Annotated in this window: 14 protein-coding genes and 2 pseudogenes; 15 read left to right on the plus strand and 1 reads right to left on the minus strand. The window is 49.0% G+C overall.

The features are described from left to right. Positions 1 to 4: 4 nt before the first annotated feature. The 8 genes and pseudogenes from BMY78_RS07620 to BMY78_RS33680 all read left to right on the plus strand — a co-directional run. Positions 5 to 553 (plus strand): WXG100 family type VII secretion target, encoded by a 549-nt coding sequence (locus tag BMY78_RS07620; RefSeq protein ID WP_063566322.1) that lies wholly within the window; start codon positions 5 to 7, stop codon positions 551 to 553. A 194-nt stretch (positions 554 to 747) separates the two neighbouring features. Next, positions 748 to 1023 carry a WXG100 family type VII secretion target gene (locus BMY78_RS07625; RefSeq protein ID WP_017689071.1) on the plus strand — a complete coding sequence of 92 codons (276 nt, stop codon included), beginning with the start codon at positions 748 to 750 and terminating at the stop codon, positions 1021 to 1023. A gap of 157 nt (positions 1024 to 1180) precedes the next feature. Continuing rightward, the gene (locus BMY78_RS07630; protein WP_090896192.1) at positions 1181 to 3250 is read left to right on the plus strand and encodes a serine/threonine-protein kinase; all 2070 of its coding nucleotides are present in this window, start codon (positions 1181 to 1183) and stop codon (positions 3248 to 3250) included. Positions 3251 to 3283: 33 nt separating this feature from the next. After that, complete coding sequence (locus BMY78_RS07635) at positions 3284 to 4036, plus strand: vWA domain-containing protein (protein ID WP_064639011.1); 753 nt, start codon at positions 3284 to 3286, stop codon at positions 4034 to 4036. A gap of 11 nt (positions 4037 to 4047) precedes the next feature. After that, positions 4048 to 4890: a hypothetical protein gene (locus BMY78_RS07640; RefSeq protein WP_090896196.1), complete on the plus strand. Its 843-nt coding sequence runs from the start codon at positions 4048 to 4050 to the stop codon at positions 4888 to 4890. 189 nt (positions 4891 to 5079) lie between these two features. After that, a complete protein-coding gene (locus tag BMY78_RS07645; RefSeq protein ID WP_090896199.1) occupies positions 5080 to 5886 on the plus strand; it encodes an SDR family oxidoreductase in 807 nt (268 codons plus the stop codon). A gap of 371 nt (positions 5887 to 6257) precedes the next feature. Then, the gene (gene hrpB / locus BMY78_RS07650) at positions 6258 to 8777 is read left to right on the plus strand and encodes an ATP-dependent helicase HrpB (protein WP_090896202.1); all 2520 of its coding nucleotides are present in this window, start codon (positions 6258 to 6260) and stop codon (positions 8775 to 8777) included. A gap of 562 nt (positions 8778 to 9339) precedes the next feature. Continuing rightward, positions 9340 to 9549 (plus strand): annotated as a pseudogene (locus BMY78_RS33680) (general stress protein); the annotation flags it as partial. Positions 9550 to 10079: 530 nt separating this feature from the next. Here the strand turns inward: BMY78_RS33680 and BMY78_RS07660 are convergent. Next, positions 10080 to 10490: a YidH family protein gene (locus BMY78_RS07660; RefSeq protein WP_090896205.1), complete on the minus strand. Its 411-nt coding sequence runs from the start codon at positions 10488 to 10490 to the stop codon at positions 10080 to 10082. Between the two features lie 61 nt (positions 10491 to 10551). Between BMY78_RS07660 and BMY78_RS07665 the strand changes: the two genes are divergently transcribed. The 7 genes and pseudogenes from BMY78_RS07665 (at position 10552) to BMY78_RS07695 (ending at position 16704) form a co-directional block, all read left to right on the plus strand. Further along, positions 10552 to 11697: an acyltransferase gene (locus BMY78_RS07665; RefSeq protein ID WP_090896208.1), complete on the plus strand. Its 1146-nt coding sequence runs from the start codon at positions 10552 to 10554 to the stop codon at positions 11695 to 11697. A 322-nt stretch (positions 11698 to 12019) separates the two neighbouring features. Beyond that, complete coding sequence (locus BMY78_RS07670; RefSeq protein WP_063563231.1) at positions 12020 to 12394, plus strand: replication termination protein; 375 nt, start codon at positions 12020 to 12022, stop codon at positions 12392 to 12394. Positions 12395 to 12396: 2 nt separating this feature from the next. Further along, on the plus strand, positions 12397 to 13404 hold the full coding sequence (locus BMY78_RS07675) for a Gfo/Idh/MocA family protein (RefSeq protein ID WP_090896213.1): 1008 nt from the start codon (positions 12397 to 12399) through the stop codon (positions 13402 to 13404). A 407-nt stretch (positions 13405 to 13811) separates the two neighbouring features. After that, positions 13812 to 14141 (plus strand): annotated as a pseudogene (locus BMY78_RS07680) (ribonuclease); the annotation flags it as partial. 17 nt (positions 14142 to 14158) lie between these two features. Then, positions 14159 to 14434: a barstar family protein gene (locus BMY78_RS07685; RefSeq protein WP_090896220.1), complete on the plus strand. Its 276-nt coding sequence runs from the start codon at positions 14159 to 14161 to the stop codon at positions 14432 to 14434. Between the two features lie 189 nt (positions 14435 to 14623). Beyond that, complete coding sequence (locus BMY78_RS07690; RefSeq protein ID WP_090896223.1) at positions 14624 to 15910, plus strand: MFS transporter; 1287 nt, start codon at positions 14624 to 14626, stop codon at positions 15908 to 15910. Positions 15911 to 16020: 110 nt separating this feature from the next. Next, the gene (locus BMY78_RS07695) at positions 16021 to 16704 is read left to right on the plus strand and encodes an ArsR/SmtB family transcription factor (RefSeq protein ID WP_090896228.1); all 684 of its coding nucleotides are present in this window, start codon (positions 16021 to 16023) and stop codon (positions 16702 to 16704) included. The last annotated feature ends 148 nt before the right edge of the window (positions 16705 to 16852 follow it).

The raw sequence follows: 16852 nt of genomic DNA on the forward strand, positions 1-16852 counted from the left end.
GTAAATGCGCATTCGTGTGGAACCGGATGTGCTTCGGGCACTGAGCAGGCAGATTCAGTATGCGGCGGAGCAAATACAGCAAAAGATGACAGTATTGGATCAGGCCATTCATTCGCTGGAGTGGGATCTTGAAGCCCGCGCCGCGATTATGAATGAATGGAATCACAGCAAGCGACTCTGCGAAGCAGCAGTACGTCGTTTTATGGACTTGAGCGTACAGCTGGGACGCAAGGCCTTGTTATTCCAGCAGGTGGACATGGAGTATCGTACAGTGTTGAGTCATGTGAACACAGCCTATGGCAATGCAGTCAATATGTTGAATGTTCTTCAGACGGAGCGTGCAGGAGAGATTATGCCTGCGCATTCGGCAACTGCTGCTGTTGTATCCGATCCATTTTCCGCGGTAGCGGCAGTGTACCGTGTACAGGATGCTGCACCGCCTGATGGCTCACCGGCGACCCTGATTCAGGCCATGCAGCCTGAACCTGTGGCGTGGAGATTCACAGATCCCTCCTTTCGTGGGAGAAGAGGAACCGAACCTGTGGTTTCTTGAGCTCACGGAGGACAAGGCTGAATAAGCAAGACAGCAGAAAGTGATTTTTTTTATAAATAGTCTGTTAGGCGAAGTTTCGAATGCCAAAAATGGGGTAAATAGGATTAGGTCCTTCGGCTTTTGTCCGATCGATCCTTGTATAGTACAATTTGAACAAGCGAATTTAATTGCACAAACCAAGGAGGAATTTACAAATGGCAGGACGTATTTTAGTTACCCCAGAACAGCTTGATCAGGTTTCCAACCAATTTAAACAAAGCGGTGAGCAAAGTCAGCAAATCGTTTCTACATTGACTCAATCCATCACAAGCATGGAAGGACAATGGGAAGGTATGACGAAGCAACGCTTCTTCCAGGAATTCCAGGAAGCTAGCAAACAAATGCAATCTTTCGTTCAGACGCTGAATAGCATCAGCGCGGAACTGACGGCTATTGCCAACAAATTCCGTACGGCTGACCAAGCTCGCTAATCTGCGATACATAGTTCAGGCAGGTTCCATTTCCGAATTTGCCCAGAATCATATGCAGGAAGCAAGCTGAGGATTTACAACTACAGCAAAAACCGGGCGTTTTCACAACTCCCGGTTTTTGTTGCACTATGACAGAATGACAGAGAGAGGGATGAGCATGTCTTTTCAACCAAATCCCGGGGATGAAGTGGTGATTAACGACATTGCCTATACCATTGGGCAGCATCCGGCTGCACCTGGTCTGGCTTACGCCCAAGCTGGAAGGCAGGGTATCGTCTATCAGTTGTTACCCCGTGACGGTTCCATAAGTGGGGCCAAAGCACTAAAAGTATTTTTTCCTAAATTCCGTATCCCGGCTATGGTGTATCAGTCTGAGCACATGGAGTCTTATAGTGAACTGCCAGGTTTGCAGGTATGCAAGCGTGATGTGCTCACTCCGGAAAGAAACGGAGCGCTTATTGGAGAACATCCTGATCTGTTGTATGCGGTATTGATGCCGTGGGTACATGGTCTGACCTGGTTCGATGTAATCAGCGATCAGAAGCAGCTGACAGCAGAAGAAAGCCTGAAGCTGGCGAGAGCTCTAGCCGGGACCGGTTCTGCTATGGAGCAGCGTGGACTGGCTCATTGTGATTTGTCCGCACCCAATGTGATGATTCCGTTTTTTTCCGAAGTGGAGAACCTGAGAGGGGTTTCAGCAGTTGAACTGGTAGATGTTGAGCAGATGTATGGTTCCAGAATGGATCGTCCGGATGCATTGCTTGCCGGTTCACCGGGGTATGCGGCCCATCGGACAGTGCACAGTGGTTTGTGGAGTGCGTATGCCGATCGTTTTGCCGGAGCAGTTATCATTGCTGAAATGTTAAGTTGGTCTGATGCAGCGATTGTGGAGAAAGCATGGGGAGAAAGTTATTTTGACCAGCATGAAATGCAGACGGTAAATGAGCGTTATTATACCATGAGAGATTCGCTCCAGAAGCGCTGGGGCTCCAAGGTGTCGGATCTGTTTATTCGTGCCTGGGAGAGTCATGATCTCAGCAGCTGCCCTACGTTTGGGGAATGGTTTGTGGCGCTGGCTGCAGTGGATATCCATCTGGCAAGCGCAGCATTAGTTGAAGAATCTGAAGTCAAGACTTCAGACCAGACAAATGCAGTAGAGACGAACCAGATTATAGGGACAGGAGCAGCAAGCGGTATATCGGATAAACTGGGAAATACGGATCAGAACGTGTCCGCCGTGGAACCCTCACCTGGTCAGGAAGCGGTAGTCAATCGTCTGTTCCTTCAGGCGAGAGCATTAGAGGATGAAGGCAAACCGGCTGCGGCGCTCGAAGTGTATCGTTCATTACATCATTTCATTCCGGATAACAGTGCGATGCAGATGGAAGTTGAGGCTGCGATTCAAGAGCTGGACGCGAAGCTAAATCCCAAGCATGATGATGCAGCTCAGCCAGCCAAGATTCCTTTCTACAGATCCAAAAAGTTTATGATTTCTTCGGCGGTGCTGATTGTTCTCCTGGCTGGAAGCGTGCCAACGGTTAAAATATTGGCCGAGCAGGCCGAGGTTAAACAGAAGGAGCAGGAGGCGGCGGCCAAGCAGGCCGAGCTAAAGGCTGCGGAAGAGGCCGAAGCTGAGAGGGTGGCTGCTCTGAAGCAGCAGGAAGAAGAAAAGAAACAAAAAGCGGCAGATGCGGCAAAACTTGATGCTGAGGAAAAGAAAAAGCAGGCAGAAGCCAAGAAGAAGGAAGAAGAGCGCAAAGCACTTCAGGCCAAGTATGATAAGCAAGCGAAATATGAGGCTTATCTTGCCAAGCAGAAACAACAAAAGCTTGATGCAGCCAAAAAGGCTGAGCAGGAAAAGTACGACAAACAGGCGAAATATGAAGCTTATCTAGTCTGGAAAAAAGAAAATGATGCCAAAATTGCGAAGCAGGAAGCTGAGCGTAAGGCAGCAGCCGAAGCACAACGCAAACAGGAGGCAGCCCAGAAAGCTGCACTCAAGAAAAAACGTGCTCAGAATGTCGTCACACTGATTGCCCATTACAATAAAACATATAATGCGCAAAAAGGCAGAAAAATTGAGAATGCTGAATCGTATGCACGTGATTTTAAAAATCTGTACAACACCGATGCGACCTATTTCAAAGGTGTCGGTAAAGTGGCAGCACGAATGAATGCGATCAATAAATTCCTGAGCAATACGGATTATGCATTACCTAACTTGTAAAATAACGTGAACGACGGAGGTGACACATCCCAGATGAACTACACAATTCAAGCATCCCAGCGCACACCCGCACTGATAATCTATTTAATTGATATTAGCGCCTCCATGAATATGGTTCTGGACAACCGTCGACGGATTGATGTCGTCTATGATGCCTTATCTCTGGCTATTCGCCAAATGGTGTTTCGTTCGACCAAGGGGAACCGACTGACACCCCGTTACAGGATCGCGATTCTTGCATACAGCGACGATGTGTACGATCTGTTGAACGGGATTAAGGGCATTGACGAAATCGCTGCTGTGGGTTCCTTACCCGACTTAACACCGAAAAGATTCTCTGATTCAGCGAAAGCTTTCCTGCAGGCCGAGAAGATTCTACAGGCTGAAATTCCAAATATGCAGGATTGTCCTGCACCGCTTGTATGTCATATGACCGATGGGGTAGCTACTGGCGAAGATCCAGAGCCAATTGCCAAAAGAATCATGGGTATGAGCGTGCCTGACGGCAATGTACTTGTCGAGAATATTTTTATATCCGATCATCTGCTGGAAGGTCCCATTCCGGAGCCACGAAGATGGAAGGGAATTTCCCAGGAGACGGTTCTTCAGGATGAACACGGGGAGAAGCTGCGTAATATGTCCTCGGTTCTGCCGGAAAGTTATCGTGAGATGCTGGTTGAAGCGGATTATTTGCTTTCACCTGGTGCACTGATGATGCTTCCTGGTACTTGTGCAGAACTGGTATCCATCGGGTTTCAGATGTCCGCTGCTACGCCTGTGAGATAGGAGGGGAAATCATGAGAGCGATGCGTTTGGCAACATTGTCTGCTGGAGATAAGGGAAGCCGTGCTGAACACTATCAGGGCAGCTTCCGCTATGTGAGTGTCCAGACGGGGGAACAGCCGTTGACCCGTTATCAAGGTACATTCAAGTGCAGGTATGGTTATGGAAGAGCGGCGGAGACCGTTAATCAGGGAGACACCGGACAGGATTTTGCTGCTGTTCGCATGAAAGGTAATGTGTGTACTTTCGTATTATGTGATGGGGTAGGCATGAGTTACCTTGGTGATTTTGCTGCACGCTTTCTGGGAAACGCCTTGCTGGATTGGCTGGAAACGACTCAGCATCCTTCTCTGGATGCTATGGAGCGTCTCCTTCATGACTTGACAAGTCCTGCATCCGAGCAGCTGGAGAAATTGCAGCCTTGGGAAAACTCACCTTTACTGCTGCGGGAAGTGCTTATGGAGAAGCGGAGCAGGGGAAGTCAGGCCATGTATGTGTGTGGACGTATCGAGCTCTCTGCGGGCAACCGGAAAAGCAAGGTGTGGCTTGCCTGGCAGGGGGACTCCCGCATTCGTCTTTGGCGTAACGGTCAGGAGGAATCGGCAGCATTTCAGGTGAACTGCCGTACGAATGAACGTTGGTCTACACTGGAGGGTCCGGTTGGTGGCAAACCGCATATCTATGAAGCTAAACTGTCTGCCAGTGAAGTAGTTCGTCTGCAAATGTACACGGATGGCCTGAATGACCTGGATGCGATCCAGGCTTATATACCGGATGAGCACATCCAGGTACTGCTGGATGCGAGACATACGGGCGGGCTTGAAGATGATGCCGCTTTCATTGAGCTGGAATGGTGAGGTCGGGTGAAGCCTTACGAGATGATCTGATCATGCTGCTAAACATGGTGAGACTCAACTACGAAAAAACTTATGCATGTTGATTTAAAAGACACTCTTTTTGGGTAATCTTGTGAAGAATCTACTTACAGATATTGCATGAACGTACATTCTTACATAATTACGGAGCGAGAAGGAGTGGAATGGATAATGACACAACATAACGGCAAGCCACGGTTCGAAGGTAAAGTCGCCATGATTACAGGTGCTGGTTCGGGGATTGGCAAAGCGGCAGCGCTCAAACTGGCGAGTGAGGGAGCATATGTTGCGCTGCTCGATCTGGTTAATGATCGGATCTCGGAGACAGAATCTGAAATTAATAAGCTGCGTGCAGGTGCGGCAAGAGCATTCGATGTAGATATTTCCGATCCTTCCCGGGTGGAAAAAGCAGTTCTGGAGACCATCGAATTGTTTGGCGGCCTGGATATCGTTTTTGCCAACGCTGGTATTAATGGGGTATCGGCCCCGATTGAAGAAATTCAGGTTGAGGATTGGCAGCAGATTATTACGACCAATCTGAACGGGACTTTTTTTACGATCAAGTATGCACTGCCTCATATGAAGAAACGTGGTGGTGGCAGTATCATTATCACGAGCTCCATTAATGGTAATCAGCGCTTCTCCAGCTTCGGCATGTCGGCGTACAGTACATCCAAGGCAGGGCAGGTTGCTTTTGCGAAGATGGCTGCGCTGGAACTGGCCAAGTTCAAGATACGTGTCAATGTCATCTGTCCTGGAGCGATTGCAACGAATATTGACCAAAGTACGGTCAAAACGGATGAGCTGCATCAAATCGTCATTCCAATGGAATTCCCGGAAGGCCAGCAGCCGCTTGCGGATGGGCCGGGTCAGCCAGAACATGTCGCTGATCTGGTAGCTTTCCTGGCTTCTGCGGAGTCCAGACACATTACAGGTGCGGAAATTGTTATTGATGGTGCAGAGTCTCTGCTGAGCTAACTGGATGTATCAGTGATGAGCCTGTACAGGAAATAATTTCTCTTTTGGGTCAACATGCTAAGGAACCGACTACATCTTAAAAAGTGAATTATTGAGGATTGTAAAATGTCACGAATCTCAGCACGGTATTCCTTTATACAAAAGCCGTAAGAATTTAAAAAGCGACCCAAACGACGAAATAACGTCTTTGTGATTCGTTACATTTCAGACCTGTGCCAGTAGGAGCTATTAGCGTGTCCGCGGTTCATTAGAACAACATAACCTTAACTTGAGCTGTTCCCCGTCATGTTTATGACTTCTGGGAGAGCTCTTTTTTTGTTATAATGCTAACATTCGCAAAGACACGTGGAGCATCAATTAGGAGAGATGAGATGAAGACGGATTTACCGATACAACCAATTATTCCTGAGCTGAGGCAGTTATTTCAGGAAAAGGATACAGGTGTGTTAATTGCGGAGCCAGGTGCGGGTAAAACGACCGTAGTACCGCTGGCACTGCTGGAGGAGCCATGGGTTGCCGGACGGAAAATCATTATGCTGGAGCCCCGCAGACTGGCTGCTCGCTCGGCAGCTGCACGAATGGCGGCTTCACTTGGTGAAAAAGTGGGACTGACCGTAGGATATCGGGTACGTATGGATACACGTGTAAGTCCGTCCACTCGCATAGAAGTGGTGACGGAGGGTGTATTAACCCGGATGCTTCAACAGGACCAGGGACTGGAAGACACAGCGATGATTATCTTTGATGAGTTTCATGAGCGGCATCTGCAGGGTGACCTTGGTTTGGCGCTTGCGCTTGAATCCCGGGCCATGCTGCGTCCCGATCTGAAATTGCTGGTGATGTCGGCTACGCTGGACCCCGCTCCTGTCTGTGCATTGCTTGGCGAGGCAACCCAATGGATTGACTGTCCTGGACGAACGTTTCCGGTGAAAACCCGATATATGTCCAAACCGGCATCCGAGCAGATCGAGACTTTTACGGCTCAGGCCGTCGTTAAGGCACTGGCAGAACAGGAAGGGGATGTGCTGGTTTTTCTACCGGGTGCAAAAGAAATTCATCGCACAGAGCGAGAGCTGTCCAACCACATGCTTCCTGCTCATGCTGAGGTGCATACTCTATATGGAAGCATGCCTGTAGAACGGCAGGATGAAGCTGTGCGACCCGCAGATGAAGGTAAACGGAAGGTTGTGCTGTCCACGTCCATTGCCGAATCCAGTCTTACGTTGGCTGGAGTCAAAGTGGTGGTGGATGCGGGGCTGAGCCGTGCCTCGGTATTCTCGCCGCGGACCGGCATGAGTCGGCTCGTCACCCTGCCGGTGTCCAAGGCATCAGCCGATCAGCGGCGGGGGCGCGCGGGGCGGATTGCACCGGGCGTGTGTTACCGGCTATGGAGCGAAGAGGCCCATGGCGTGCTGCCTGATGCAGCAAAGCCGGAGATTGCCTCCGCGGACCTTGCGCCGCTGGCGCTGGAGCTTGCCGCCTGGGGTGTCCAGTCCCCTGCAGAGCTGCAGTGGCTGGACACCCCGCCTGCCGCAGCCTACGGCCAGGCACAGGCGCTGCTGCGCCAGCTGGGCGGCCTGGACGACGCAGGCCGCATCACGCCCTTCGGGCGGCGGATGAACACGCTTGGCGTGCATCCGCGACTGGCCAGCATGCTGCTCCGCGCGGCGGAGCTTGGGCTGGCCAGCTACGCCAGCATGCTGGCGGCACTGCTGCAGGAGCCTGCCGGCCTCCGCAGCAGTGGCAGTGCAGGCGCGGCGGGCACCGATCTGCGCCCGCGCGTGGAAGCGCTGCTGACTGCGGACAGCAGCGGCATGCCGCAAGTGGCAGCGTCTGTCGCAGACGGTGCTGCCGTGCGGCGCATGCTCCAGGAGAGCCGCCAGCTGCGCTTGGCGCTCGGCCCGGCGGCCGATCCGGTACAGCCGGATGAGGACTGCTGCGGATGGCTGCTGTCTTTCGCTTATCCGGATCGGATCGGGCAGCGCCGGGAGGACGGCCGCTATCTGCTGAGCAGCGGCCGCGGGGTACGGCTCGCAGCGACAGAATCGCTGAGCCGTTCAGCCTATCTGGTCGCAGCCGAAGCCGACGACCAGGGCGCGGATGCGCGCATCCTGCTGGCTGCGCCGGTGCAGGAGAAGAGATTGCTGGAGCTGGGTCCACATCTGCTTCATGAAGAAGTGCAAGTGGCCTGGGACCGAAACACGCGCAGTGTGCGGGCACATAAAAGGCTGCAAATTGAAGCCATTACATTGAAAGAGAGCGGCATTGCACAGCCACCCGAAGATCAGGTGCTCGAAGCATTACTTTCAGGAATACGTATCGAAGGGCTGGATTGTCTGCCCTGGACAAAATCATCGCGACAGCTGGCAGACAGGATGCGCTTTTTGCATCATCATTTGCCGGAATGGCCTGATCTTATCGAAGATCATCTGACCGAAGAATTGGCAGAGCATCTCAGCCCTTTTCTGGCAGGTATGCGATCTGCTGAGGATCTCAAGAAATTGTCGTTGCAGGATGTGCTGCTCGGCGGATTGAGTTGGGAGCAGCGACAGCAATTGGATCGTGAAGCTCCTACACATATTCAGGTGCCTAGTGGTTCGCGCATTCCGGTGGATTACAGCCGACCTGAAGATCCTACGCTCGCGGTGAGACTGCAGGAAATGTTTGGACAGCAAGAGACCCCGCGTATTGGCGGTGGTCGAGTGCCACTGACCATACATTTGCTGTCCCCTGCACAGCGGCCTGTACAGGTCACACGAGATCTGGCCAACTTTTGGCGGGAGACTTATTTTGAAGTGAAGAAAGACTTGAAAGGCCGTTATCCCAAACATTATTGGCCGGATAATCCGCTCGAAGCGATAGCGACTAACCGGGCTAAACCACGAGTTTAGCTAGAATGTGTTTTCAAAATCTCGATCTGAAAATGGGCGCCCTGAACCGGGCGAGTATGCGATAGGCAGATTAGGAATTAGGCGGCGTCTTGAGCGCTAACGAACATGAGACGTGTTATACAGGAGCTTGAAGAGCCTACAGAGGAATAGCGAACCTGAGACACGTTATATCTGATTATGGAGCTATTTGTGGCTTTTTTTAGGGCGTTTTAGGGGAATAACGTGTCTGGTGCTCCTTATCATTGAAAATGAGAGTATAGGTTCCAATTAAGACGTCTTACGTTCTTTAGAAAAAGCATGCTGAGCCCATTGGACTCTTCTGCTCAATTGCTCCGGAATAGAAGCCAAAACCAGATCAGGCTTTGCATATCAACGGTTATTTGCCTGAGTTCAAGTTCGTTTCACACCATATGCAGTTCCCAGCGCGGTGCCTCTCAGCATATCGATGGTCGGTCATTCTCCTAGTCCTTCAAGGTTATGATATTTCGGTGGAAGCGTTTGAAAGAAATCGAGGCGGGTAATAACATAGCGAACCACTCAATTAGATGAGGAGGGATTCACTATGCAGAAGAAAATCGTAGGTGTGTTTAATACAGAACGTGAGGCATCATCCGCAATCGAGGGACTGAAAGCGCAAGGATTCACTTCAGATGAAATCTCGGTAGTCACACAGGATCGGGATGAACTGAAAGCTATTCGCGAAGAGACGGGTACTAAAGCACCCGAAGGTGTAGCTGCAGGTGCAGCAACAGGCGGGGTGCTCGGCGGAGTAGCCGGATTGCTCGCTGGCATTGGAGCATTGGCGATTCCGGGCATCGGTCCTATTCTGGCCGCAGGCCCTATTGCCGCAGCCTTTACGGGTGCAGCTGTAGGTGCAGGAGCAGGCGGACTTGTAGGTGGACTCGTGGGTCTCGGCATTCCGGAAGAGGATGCAAGACAGTATGAGGAATACGTGCAAAGTGGTAAAATCCTGCTACTCGTGGACTCTACGGATCGGGACACGGATGTTTATGACGTGTTTAGCAGTAACAGTTATGTGAACCGGGACAGAATCGATGTCAATCGGGATGATGTTACGGTTGAGCGCACGGATCTCGATATGGAAAATCAAAGATTGGAAGCTCGGGATAAGGCCGCTCGACTTGGCAACAATACTTTTCTATAATAAATTGGTTCAGTAAAGACAGGAATCTTCAACTGGAATGACATAAGTGAGCCACCAGGTGGTCATCAGCCGGTTTCCTTTAGAGGAAGCCGGCTTTTGTCTCTGTTTTAACTTCCTGCTGTAGCAAGGTTCAGGTGTTAAACCTGCCAGGCAGGGAATAACAATACATACAGTAATACGGCCAGGGCCAGTCCAATCACCAGCAGCATCAGCGTCAGGAACCGAATCAATTTCGTGGATGCCTGGAATGTCTGTGAATTAATCTGATTGCGTTTTCGATGATAAGCGGAAGCGGAACACAAGATGATCAGAATGCCGCTGACCAAGGAAGTAATACCAATGATGATGGCTGCGAGATGGGCCATCCGATCATAGGCCGTTGAACTGAAGCCGAAGCCGGCTGCGAGAAAGCCGATCCCAACCATGGCAATGCCGGTACGAACCCAGGCCAAAAAGGTCCGTTCATTAGCCAGATGCTGTTGTACATATTTGGAGTCAATGGTAGTTATGTCTTGGTCTGTATCTGAGATGTGAATCCCCCCGTTCATCCATATATGGCTTCATTGTACGTCGTTTTCATGGCGAAACCAAGAAAGGAGGCTGTCTGTTATGCCTCGTAAAGAACGAATTACAGAAATTGAGAGTCTGAGGGGAATTGCTTTTGCGGCAGTCGTCCTTCAGCACTCCATAGCTCATTATTCCGTAGTCCCGGAAGCGGGACTGGAAGATGGCGTATTGCTCGCGATCCTGCTGATGCTGTCCAAATTTGCAGTACCCCTGTTTATTTTCATCACAGGTATGGTGCTTTTCTATAATACAGGAGACAAGTTGCATTATGGACGTTTCATGCAAAAGCGCTTAACCGATGTCATCGTTCCCTATATGATCTGGTCCCTGATCTACTTCACACTCGCGCCTCGCGGATGGAACGGATTTGGTTGGCAGGATATCCCTGACCTTGGTTTGAAATTAATCACGGGTAAAACGACCTCGCATTTTTGGTACATTATTATGCTTATTCAGTTTTATCTGTTATTTCCCCTGTTTTTGCGAGCAATCCGTTATGTCTATAACCGATATGAGGCGAAGGGGCGCACCATAGCTCTTCTGATCTCCGGTGTGGTGTACCTAGTGCTCGCGGATCAATTGCGAAATATCGCCAGGTTCATGGATTGGTTGAATGTCCCGGTGCTGACCGATGCCTTTACCACCTATGCTGATCGAAATTTCCTGTATTTCTTTTTTTATTTTGTGCTTGGTGCGGCAGCCGGTCTATCGGTTCAACGCTGGAATGAGCGGATTCAACGTTTGCGCTGGGTATATTGGACCGTGTTTATTGTGCTGGGTCTTCGGTTTATATATAAGTTAATGCAGGAGTTCCAGAAGCCGGAGGGTATACAGATTACGTTCTATACTGTTAGTCTCATCCGGCCGGATATGATCTTATTCCTCATTGCGTCCATCATGGTGATGTACCAGCTGGCTGGCAAGCTCCACAATATCAGAGTAACACGATTGCTGGCGTGGATTGGCGGGGTGTCATACGGGGGATACCTGATGCACATGCTGATGTTGCGCTACAGCTACATTCCGGATGAACAGTTTTATGTGGTATGGGGATTAAACCCCGTCGTGCGCATGATCATCACCTGGCTGCTTGCGCTTACGTTATCCTGCGTACTCACATGGCTCATCTCTCGCGCAAGCTGGGGCAAGTGGATTGTGGGAACCGTACCGAAGTCCAAGCCTGATTAACAGGTGAATACATCATTATATGAAAAATTCAGAACAACAGTGAGTTAAAGGCCGATAAAAATGAAGGCAACAACCTGAAAAAAAAGTGACGCCAATACCATGATTAACACTTTTGAAATAAATTTTAAAATTTCATTACATGAAAAATTCATAATAGAAAACCCAAATTCTCGCTCTACCTTACGTTCCTACCTAGCCATCATTTCTCCTTCTTGCCTTCCAACGCCCATGGATTAAAGGGAGAAAGACGGATAAAGATGGCAGAAGGGGAACATAAGTTTTATAATACTAGATATATAGAGCTGACAGGAGGGGAATGAACGTGGCTTTTATGATTGCGCAGCGGGCATTTATTAAGCTGTATCTGATTACCATGGTTGAACAGCATAGGGGATACGGCTATGAAATGCTGGAGGCAATGAAGCAGGAATTCAAAGCCTACGGATATGTACCACCCCAGAGCGAGATATACCGGGCGCTGCATGAATTGGTTCAACAGGGTGTCTTTTATCGTACGAAGAAGCTAAAGGGCAGTGATCCGAAAGTCGATTTTCAGGAAATCGTTTTATATCACTTCACGGATGATGGTGCGGAGAAAGCCGAATTATATAAAAAACAGGTCAAAGCCGATCTTGATCGTTGTCTCGGTATGTTACACAAGGCAGAAGAGGACAATTACGGAGTGAAAGGAAGATAAGCATGGACAGACAACTACAGTGGGGTGTGCTTGGTACATCCACAATCGCGAAAAATGCAGTCATTCCGGCGATTCAACAATCCGAACGTGGTGAGGTCTTGGCGATAGCTAGCCGCAGCAAGGAGAAGGCGGAAGCTCTTGCGAATGAGCTCGACATTGCCAGAGCGTATGGCAGCTATGATGAACTCATTGCGGACCCGGATATTGAAGCTGTGTATATTCCTCTGCCGAACCACATGCACAAGGAGTGGACGATTAAGGCTGCTCAGGCTGGAAAACATGTATTATGTGAGAAACCGGCTGCTCTGAATTCAGATGAAGCGGCGGAAATGATTGAGGTATGTCAACAGCACGGCGTACTGTTTGCAGAAGCCATTATGTATCGATACCACCCCAAGCATAGACGTGTGCAAGAGATTATTGCCAGTGGGGAGATTGGTACGGTCAGAGCGCTCCATGGCAATTTCACTTGTAATACCGCTGACGATAAAGACAATGTAAGGTTCAAAAGGGAGATGGGCGGAGGATCATTATTTGATCTTGGCGTATATCCAATCTCGGCAGCCCGCATGTATCTGGGGCAGGAGCCGGAAGCTGTAACAGTACACGCTCTATTTTCGGAAGAGCATGATGGCGTCGATATGATGGCTTCAGGACTTGTGGAGTTTCCCAATTCAGTAGCGTTAACGTTTGACTGCGGCATGTGGGCCTCGGGACGAGCCGAGATGGAAATTCTCGGTACCGATGGACGGATTGAACTACCCAAGGTGTTCGGTTGGGAGAACAGTGATATTCCACCACAGATTATCGTGCACACCGATTCCGTCAGCCGTGAGGAACGTGTATCGGTATCGAACTCCTACGTTTTGCAGGTGGAGACCTTTGCAGCCGCAGTGCTTGAAGGAGAAGAGCTACCGTTCAGTCCGCAAAACACCATTCAGAATATGCGTGTCATTGATGCATGCCTGGAATCGGCACGAACCCGTCAACGGGTACAGTTAGTGGATTAAAGGAGAAGCTAACATAATAACATGCTTAGCATGATAGATGATAGGAATTGACCGAAATGGTAGACTCCATCCCCCGGGATGTGAGTCTTTTGTTGTATTTAAATGTTATATTTATATATTTTTACAAAAACGGCAGTTGAATTTGATCTTTCCTCCAAAATGATGTGATATAAATAGTAAATAGATGGCTTGTTCACTATAATCTAGCAGAACGTACATCCAGGTGGAATTCACATCTCATATCACTTACATAGTGGCAACGTTCATCCATTTTAAGTCATTGGGAGGCTGGATTGATGAAAAAGTTTATGTCTACAGCACTGCTCGCGGTTATGTTAACGATTGTTTTCTTCACCAGTTCACAGATCGCTCCGGTTGGACAGCAGAAGGCTTCAGCTGCAACGTGTACCATCATCAACACGTTTACGGGTGTGGCTAACTATCTCAGCGCCAACGGCAAACTGCCATGCAACTACATTACCAAAGCACAGGCAACGGCACTGGGCTGGGTATCGTCCCAAGGCAACCTTGCTACGGTTGCTCCGGGCAAAAGTATCGGTGGAGACGTGTTTAGCAACCGGGAAGGTTTGCTTCCAGCAGCAAGTGGGCGTACTTGGCGTGAAGCGGATATCAATTATACTTCCGGATTCCGTAATTCGGACCGCATCCTGTACTCCAATGACGGCTTGATTTACAAAACGACAGACCACTATGCATCCTTTACTCGCTTGAAATAAGGAAGGACAGGACCGACATGAAGAGGATAGTACTTAACGGTGAGGATTTTTATAACACAACAGAGCTGCATGAGCTATTAAAGCAAAAGCTTGAACTGCCGGACTTTTACGGTGCAAATCTGGACGCCTTGTGGGACTGCCTTACAGCCATGATTGAGCTGCCGCTTGAACTAACCTGGACGAACTACCAGATCAGCAAGGAACGGCTGGGTAGTGAGGCAGAGAAGGTGTATCAGTTGATGCTGGAGGCAGATGAAGAGAGTATTGGATTTCAATTCAAGACTGAGGACTAATACATGAACTACGAATCATAGCAGCAAATTTTGATGCAAAGAGAACAGACCCTGTGGTCTGTTTTTTTGTGTTGTATAAGGATAAACACATCGTTAAAAATATTTTCACGAAAGGGTTGATTTTCGCATATCATACGTTAAAATAAAATTAACATTAAAAATATTTTCACGTTGAGAGGCGGAGTAATCATGAGCGAAGGTACAGTCGCACACAAACAAGGGATCGGAGAATTAATTCGGATTAAACCTTATGTTCAGTTTATGGTGAGCAAGGTCGTATCCAGATTTGGCGATTCGATTGATTCCATTGCCTATAGCTGGATGGTGTACATTTTGACAGGTTCAAAGCTGCTGATGGGAACATTGCTGGCTGTTAACTTTTTGCCGAGTATCTTTCTGGGGCTGTTTGTCGGCGCACTGGTTGACCGCATGTCTCCCAAAAAGGTGATTGTGCTGACGAATACCTGCCGAGGATTATTTGTTGGCATTACAGCACTATTGTTTGGTCTGGGTGAACTGCAAGTCTGGCATCTGTTCGTCATCACTATTTTGAATTCCCTTCTGGAATGTTTTGCGTCACCCGCAGAGGTATCCACTGTACCGCGATTACTTCCCAAATCAATGCTGTTGTCTGGTAACGCCATGGCCTCATCTGCAACCCGGGTTGCAGAGCTCGCAGGACTTGCAGTAGCGGGCACGTTAATTGCAACGGCAGGGATCACGTGGACGATATTGATCGATGCGGGCTTGTTTGCCTTAAGTGCACTCCTGATGAGCCGTGTGGGGTACCCGAAAACTCAAACATCATCTAACAATGAAAATAAAACATTAGAATCATCTGATTCTCCTCCAGCAAGAAAAAGTATATTTTCTGAAATGACAGAAGCCTTTCATTTTATGCGTAAACATGTGTTGTTACTGATCGTCTCCATTCTGTTTGCCTTTGTTAACTTTTGTCTGATGCCATTCAATGTTCTTCGCACGCCATATGTCATTGAAACGCTGCACGCCGGAGCAGGAGGGCTAAGTCTACTCAGTGGGCTGATTGTGGCAGGCATGGTACTGAGTGGCTTGTGGCTGTCTCACCGAGGATCGAATTACCGTAAAAGTGTGCTGGTCATCGTCGGCATTGTCATGTTGGGGCTCAGTTATGCCATGACTGCACTCCCGGCTTACATGACGTCCTACCAGCTGCCTGTTGCTGCTGTCTTTTGTCTGATGATGGGCATGGGAATTCCACTCGCTACTACACCCCTTGCATCCTATCTGATGGAAGTTACGCCTTCCGATATGCTTGGGAGGGTGTATGCTCTTCAAAGTATGCTCGTCGTGAGTGTTGCTCCTTTAGGGAGCTTGGTTTCAGGAGCCCTTGCCGATTGGGTGGCATTGCCGATTCTGTTTATTGTGTTTGGTGTTATGCTTGCCATGTCAGCCGCGCTGGTGCTTCTGAGCAAGACTTTCCGCACGGTTCTATAATAAGGCTTCCTGGAGCCTGTTATCTTCAGCCTGTTTTGACCGAAACCCTGTTCGGACGGTATAATATACACATGATGGGCAACAGGTACCCCGGAAATGAGGATACAGGTATGCAGCGCAAAGTACTTTCAACGATTGAAGAAATCAAGGTCTACTCCGATCCGTATCGGATACAGATCTTGAATATGTTTAATAAACAGGGCAGACCCTCTACGGTTAAAGAGGTTGCAGACCAGATGGGCGAAGTACCAGCCAAGGTACATTATCATGTGAAAAAACTGGAGAAAATCGGTCTGCTCACCATCGTATCCACTCGTGAAATTAATGGAATCATCGCCAAATATTATGAGCCCTTCAAGGGGGAAATTCAGCTCCGTAACGAAGACGAAGAGAATTCACCTTTGAAGGAGGTATTTCGTTCCGAGACCTTTAAATTGTTAAATGAAATGTATGATCAGAGCCGTCGGCGATTTATGAATCAGGCGGAAAACGGGGACCGTATGTTCATCTCGGATATGACGTTGTATGCTAGCCGGAAAGAAGTAGAGCAGCTGTACAACGACATTACGAAGATGTGTGAACCTTATTTAACGAAAGATAAGCATAATGCAGACCAGGAAGTCTTTCATTTATTCAGTTCCCTATCCAAAGATACGGTGAATAAGCCTGCTTCGGAAACCGCAGGGAAATTGAAAAAGAAGGCTTCACCCGATAAAGGCAAGCCCGCTGCCAAAACGTCAAGACCTGCTAAAAAGCAGAAGGAATCCTCGTCTGGTGGTCTGGCGGAAGAGTAATCGAAGCATATTCATCGGCTTTATTAAAGTTTCGTTTGTGTAAAGATGATATGCTCAACCAAGCAAAAAGCCGCCATTGGCGGCTTTTTCATGCGTAATTTGGCATGATGGAAGACATATACCATTTTAGCGTAACCATTCTTAATTC

The organism is Paenibacillus sp. OK076 (assembly GCF_900110055.1).
Lineage (GTDB): Bacteria > Bacillota > Bacilli > Paenibacillales > Paenibacillaceae > Paenibacillus.

Excerpts from the sequence above, each read along its gene's own strand:
- BMY78_RS07635 (WP_064639011.1), top strand. The coding sequence starts at position 3,284 with ATGAACTACACAATTCAAGCATCCCAGCGCACACCCGCACTGATAATC.
- BMY78_RS07630 (WP_090896192.1), top strand. The coding sequence starts at position 1,181 with ATGTCTTTTCAACCAAATCCCGGGGATGAAGTGGTGATTAACGACATT.
- BMY78_RS07625 (WP_017689071.1), top strand. The coding sequence starts at position 748 with ATGGCAGGACGTATTTTAGTTACCCCAGAACAGCTTGATCAGGTTTCC.
- BMY78_RS07690 (WP_090896223.1), top strand. The coding sequence starts at position 14,624 with ATGAGCGAAGGTACAGTCGCACACAAACAAGGGATCGGAGAATTAATT.
- BMY78_RS07620 (WP_063566322.1), top strand. The coding sequence starts at position 5 with ATGCGCATTCGTGTGGAACCGGATGTGCTTCGGGCACTGAGCAGGCAG.
- hrpB (WP_090896202.1), top strand. The coding sequence starts at position 6,258 with ATGAAGACGGATTTACCGATACAACCAATTATTCCTGAGCTGAGGCAG.
- BMY78_RS07660 (WP_090896205.1), bottom strand. The coding sequence starts at position 10,490 with ATGAACGGGGGGATTCACATCTCAGATACAGACCAAGACATAACTACC.
- BMY78_RS07695 (WP_090896228.1), top strand. The coding sequence starts at position 16,021 with ATGCAGCGCAAAGTACTTTCAACGATTGAAGAAATCAAGGTCTACTCC.
- BMY78_RS07645 (WP_090896199.1), top strand. The coding sequence starts at position 5,080 with ATGACACAACATAACGGCAAGCCACGGTTCGAAGGTAAAGTCGCCATG.
- BMY78_RS07685 (WP_090896220.1), top strand. The coding sequence starts at position 14,159 with ATGAAGAGGATAGTACTTAACGGTGAGGATTTTTATAACACAACAGAG.
- BMY78_RS07665 (WP_090896208.1), top strand. The coding sequence starts at position 10,552 with ATGCCTCGTAAAGAACGAATTACAGAAATTGAGAGTCTGAGGGGAATT.
- BMY78_RS07675 (WP_090896213.1), top strand. The coding sequence starts at position 12,397 with ATGGACAGACAACTACAGTGGGGTGTGCTTGGTACATCCACAATCGCG.
- BMY78_RS07640 (WP_090896196.1), top strand. The coding sequence starts at position 4,048 with ATGAGAGCGATGCGTTTGGCAACATTGTCTGCTGGAGATAAGGGAAGC.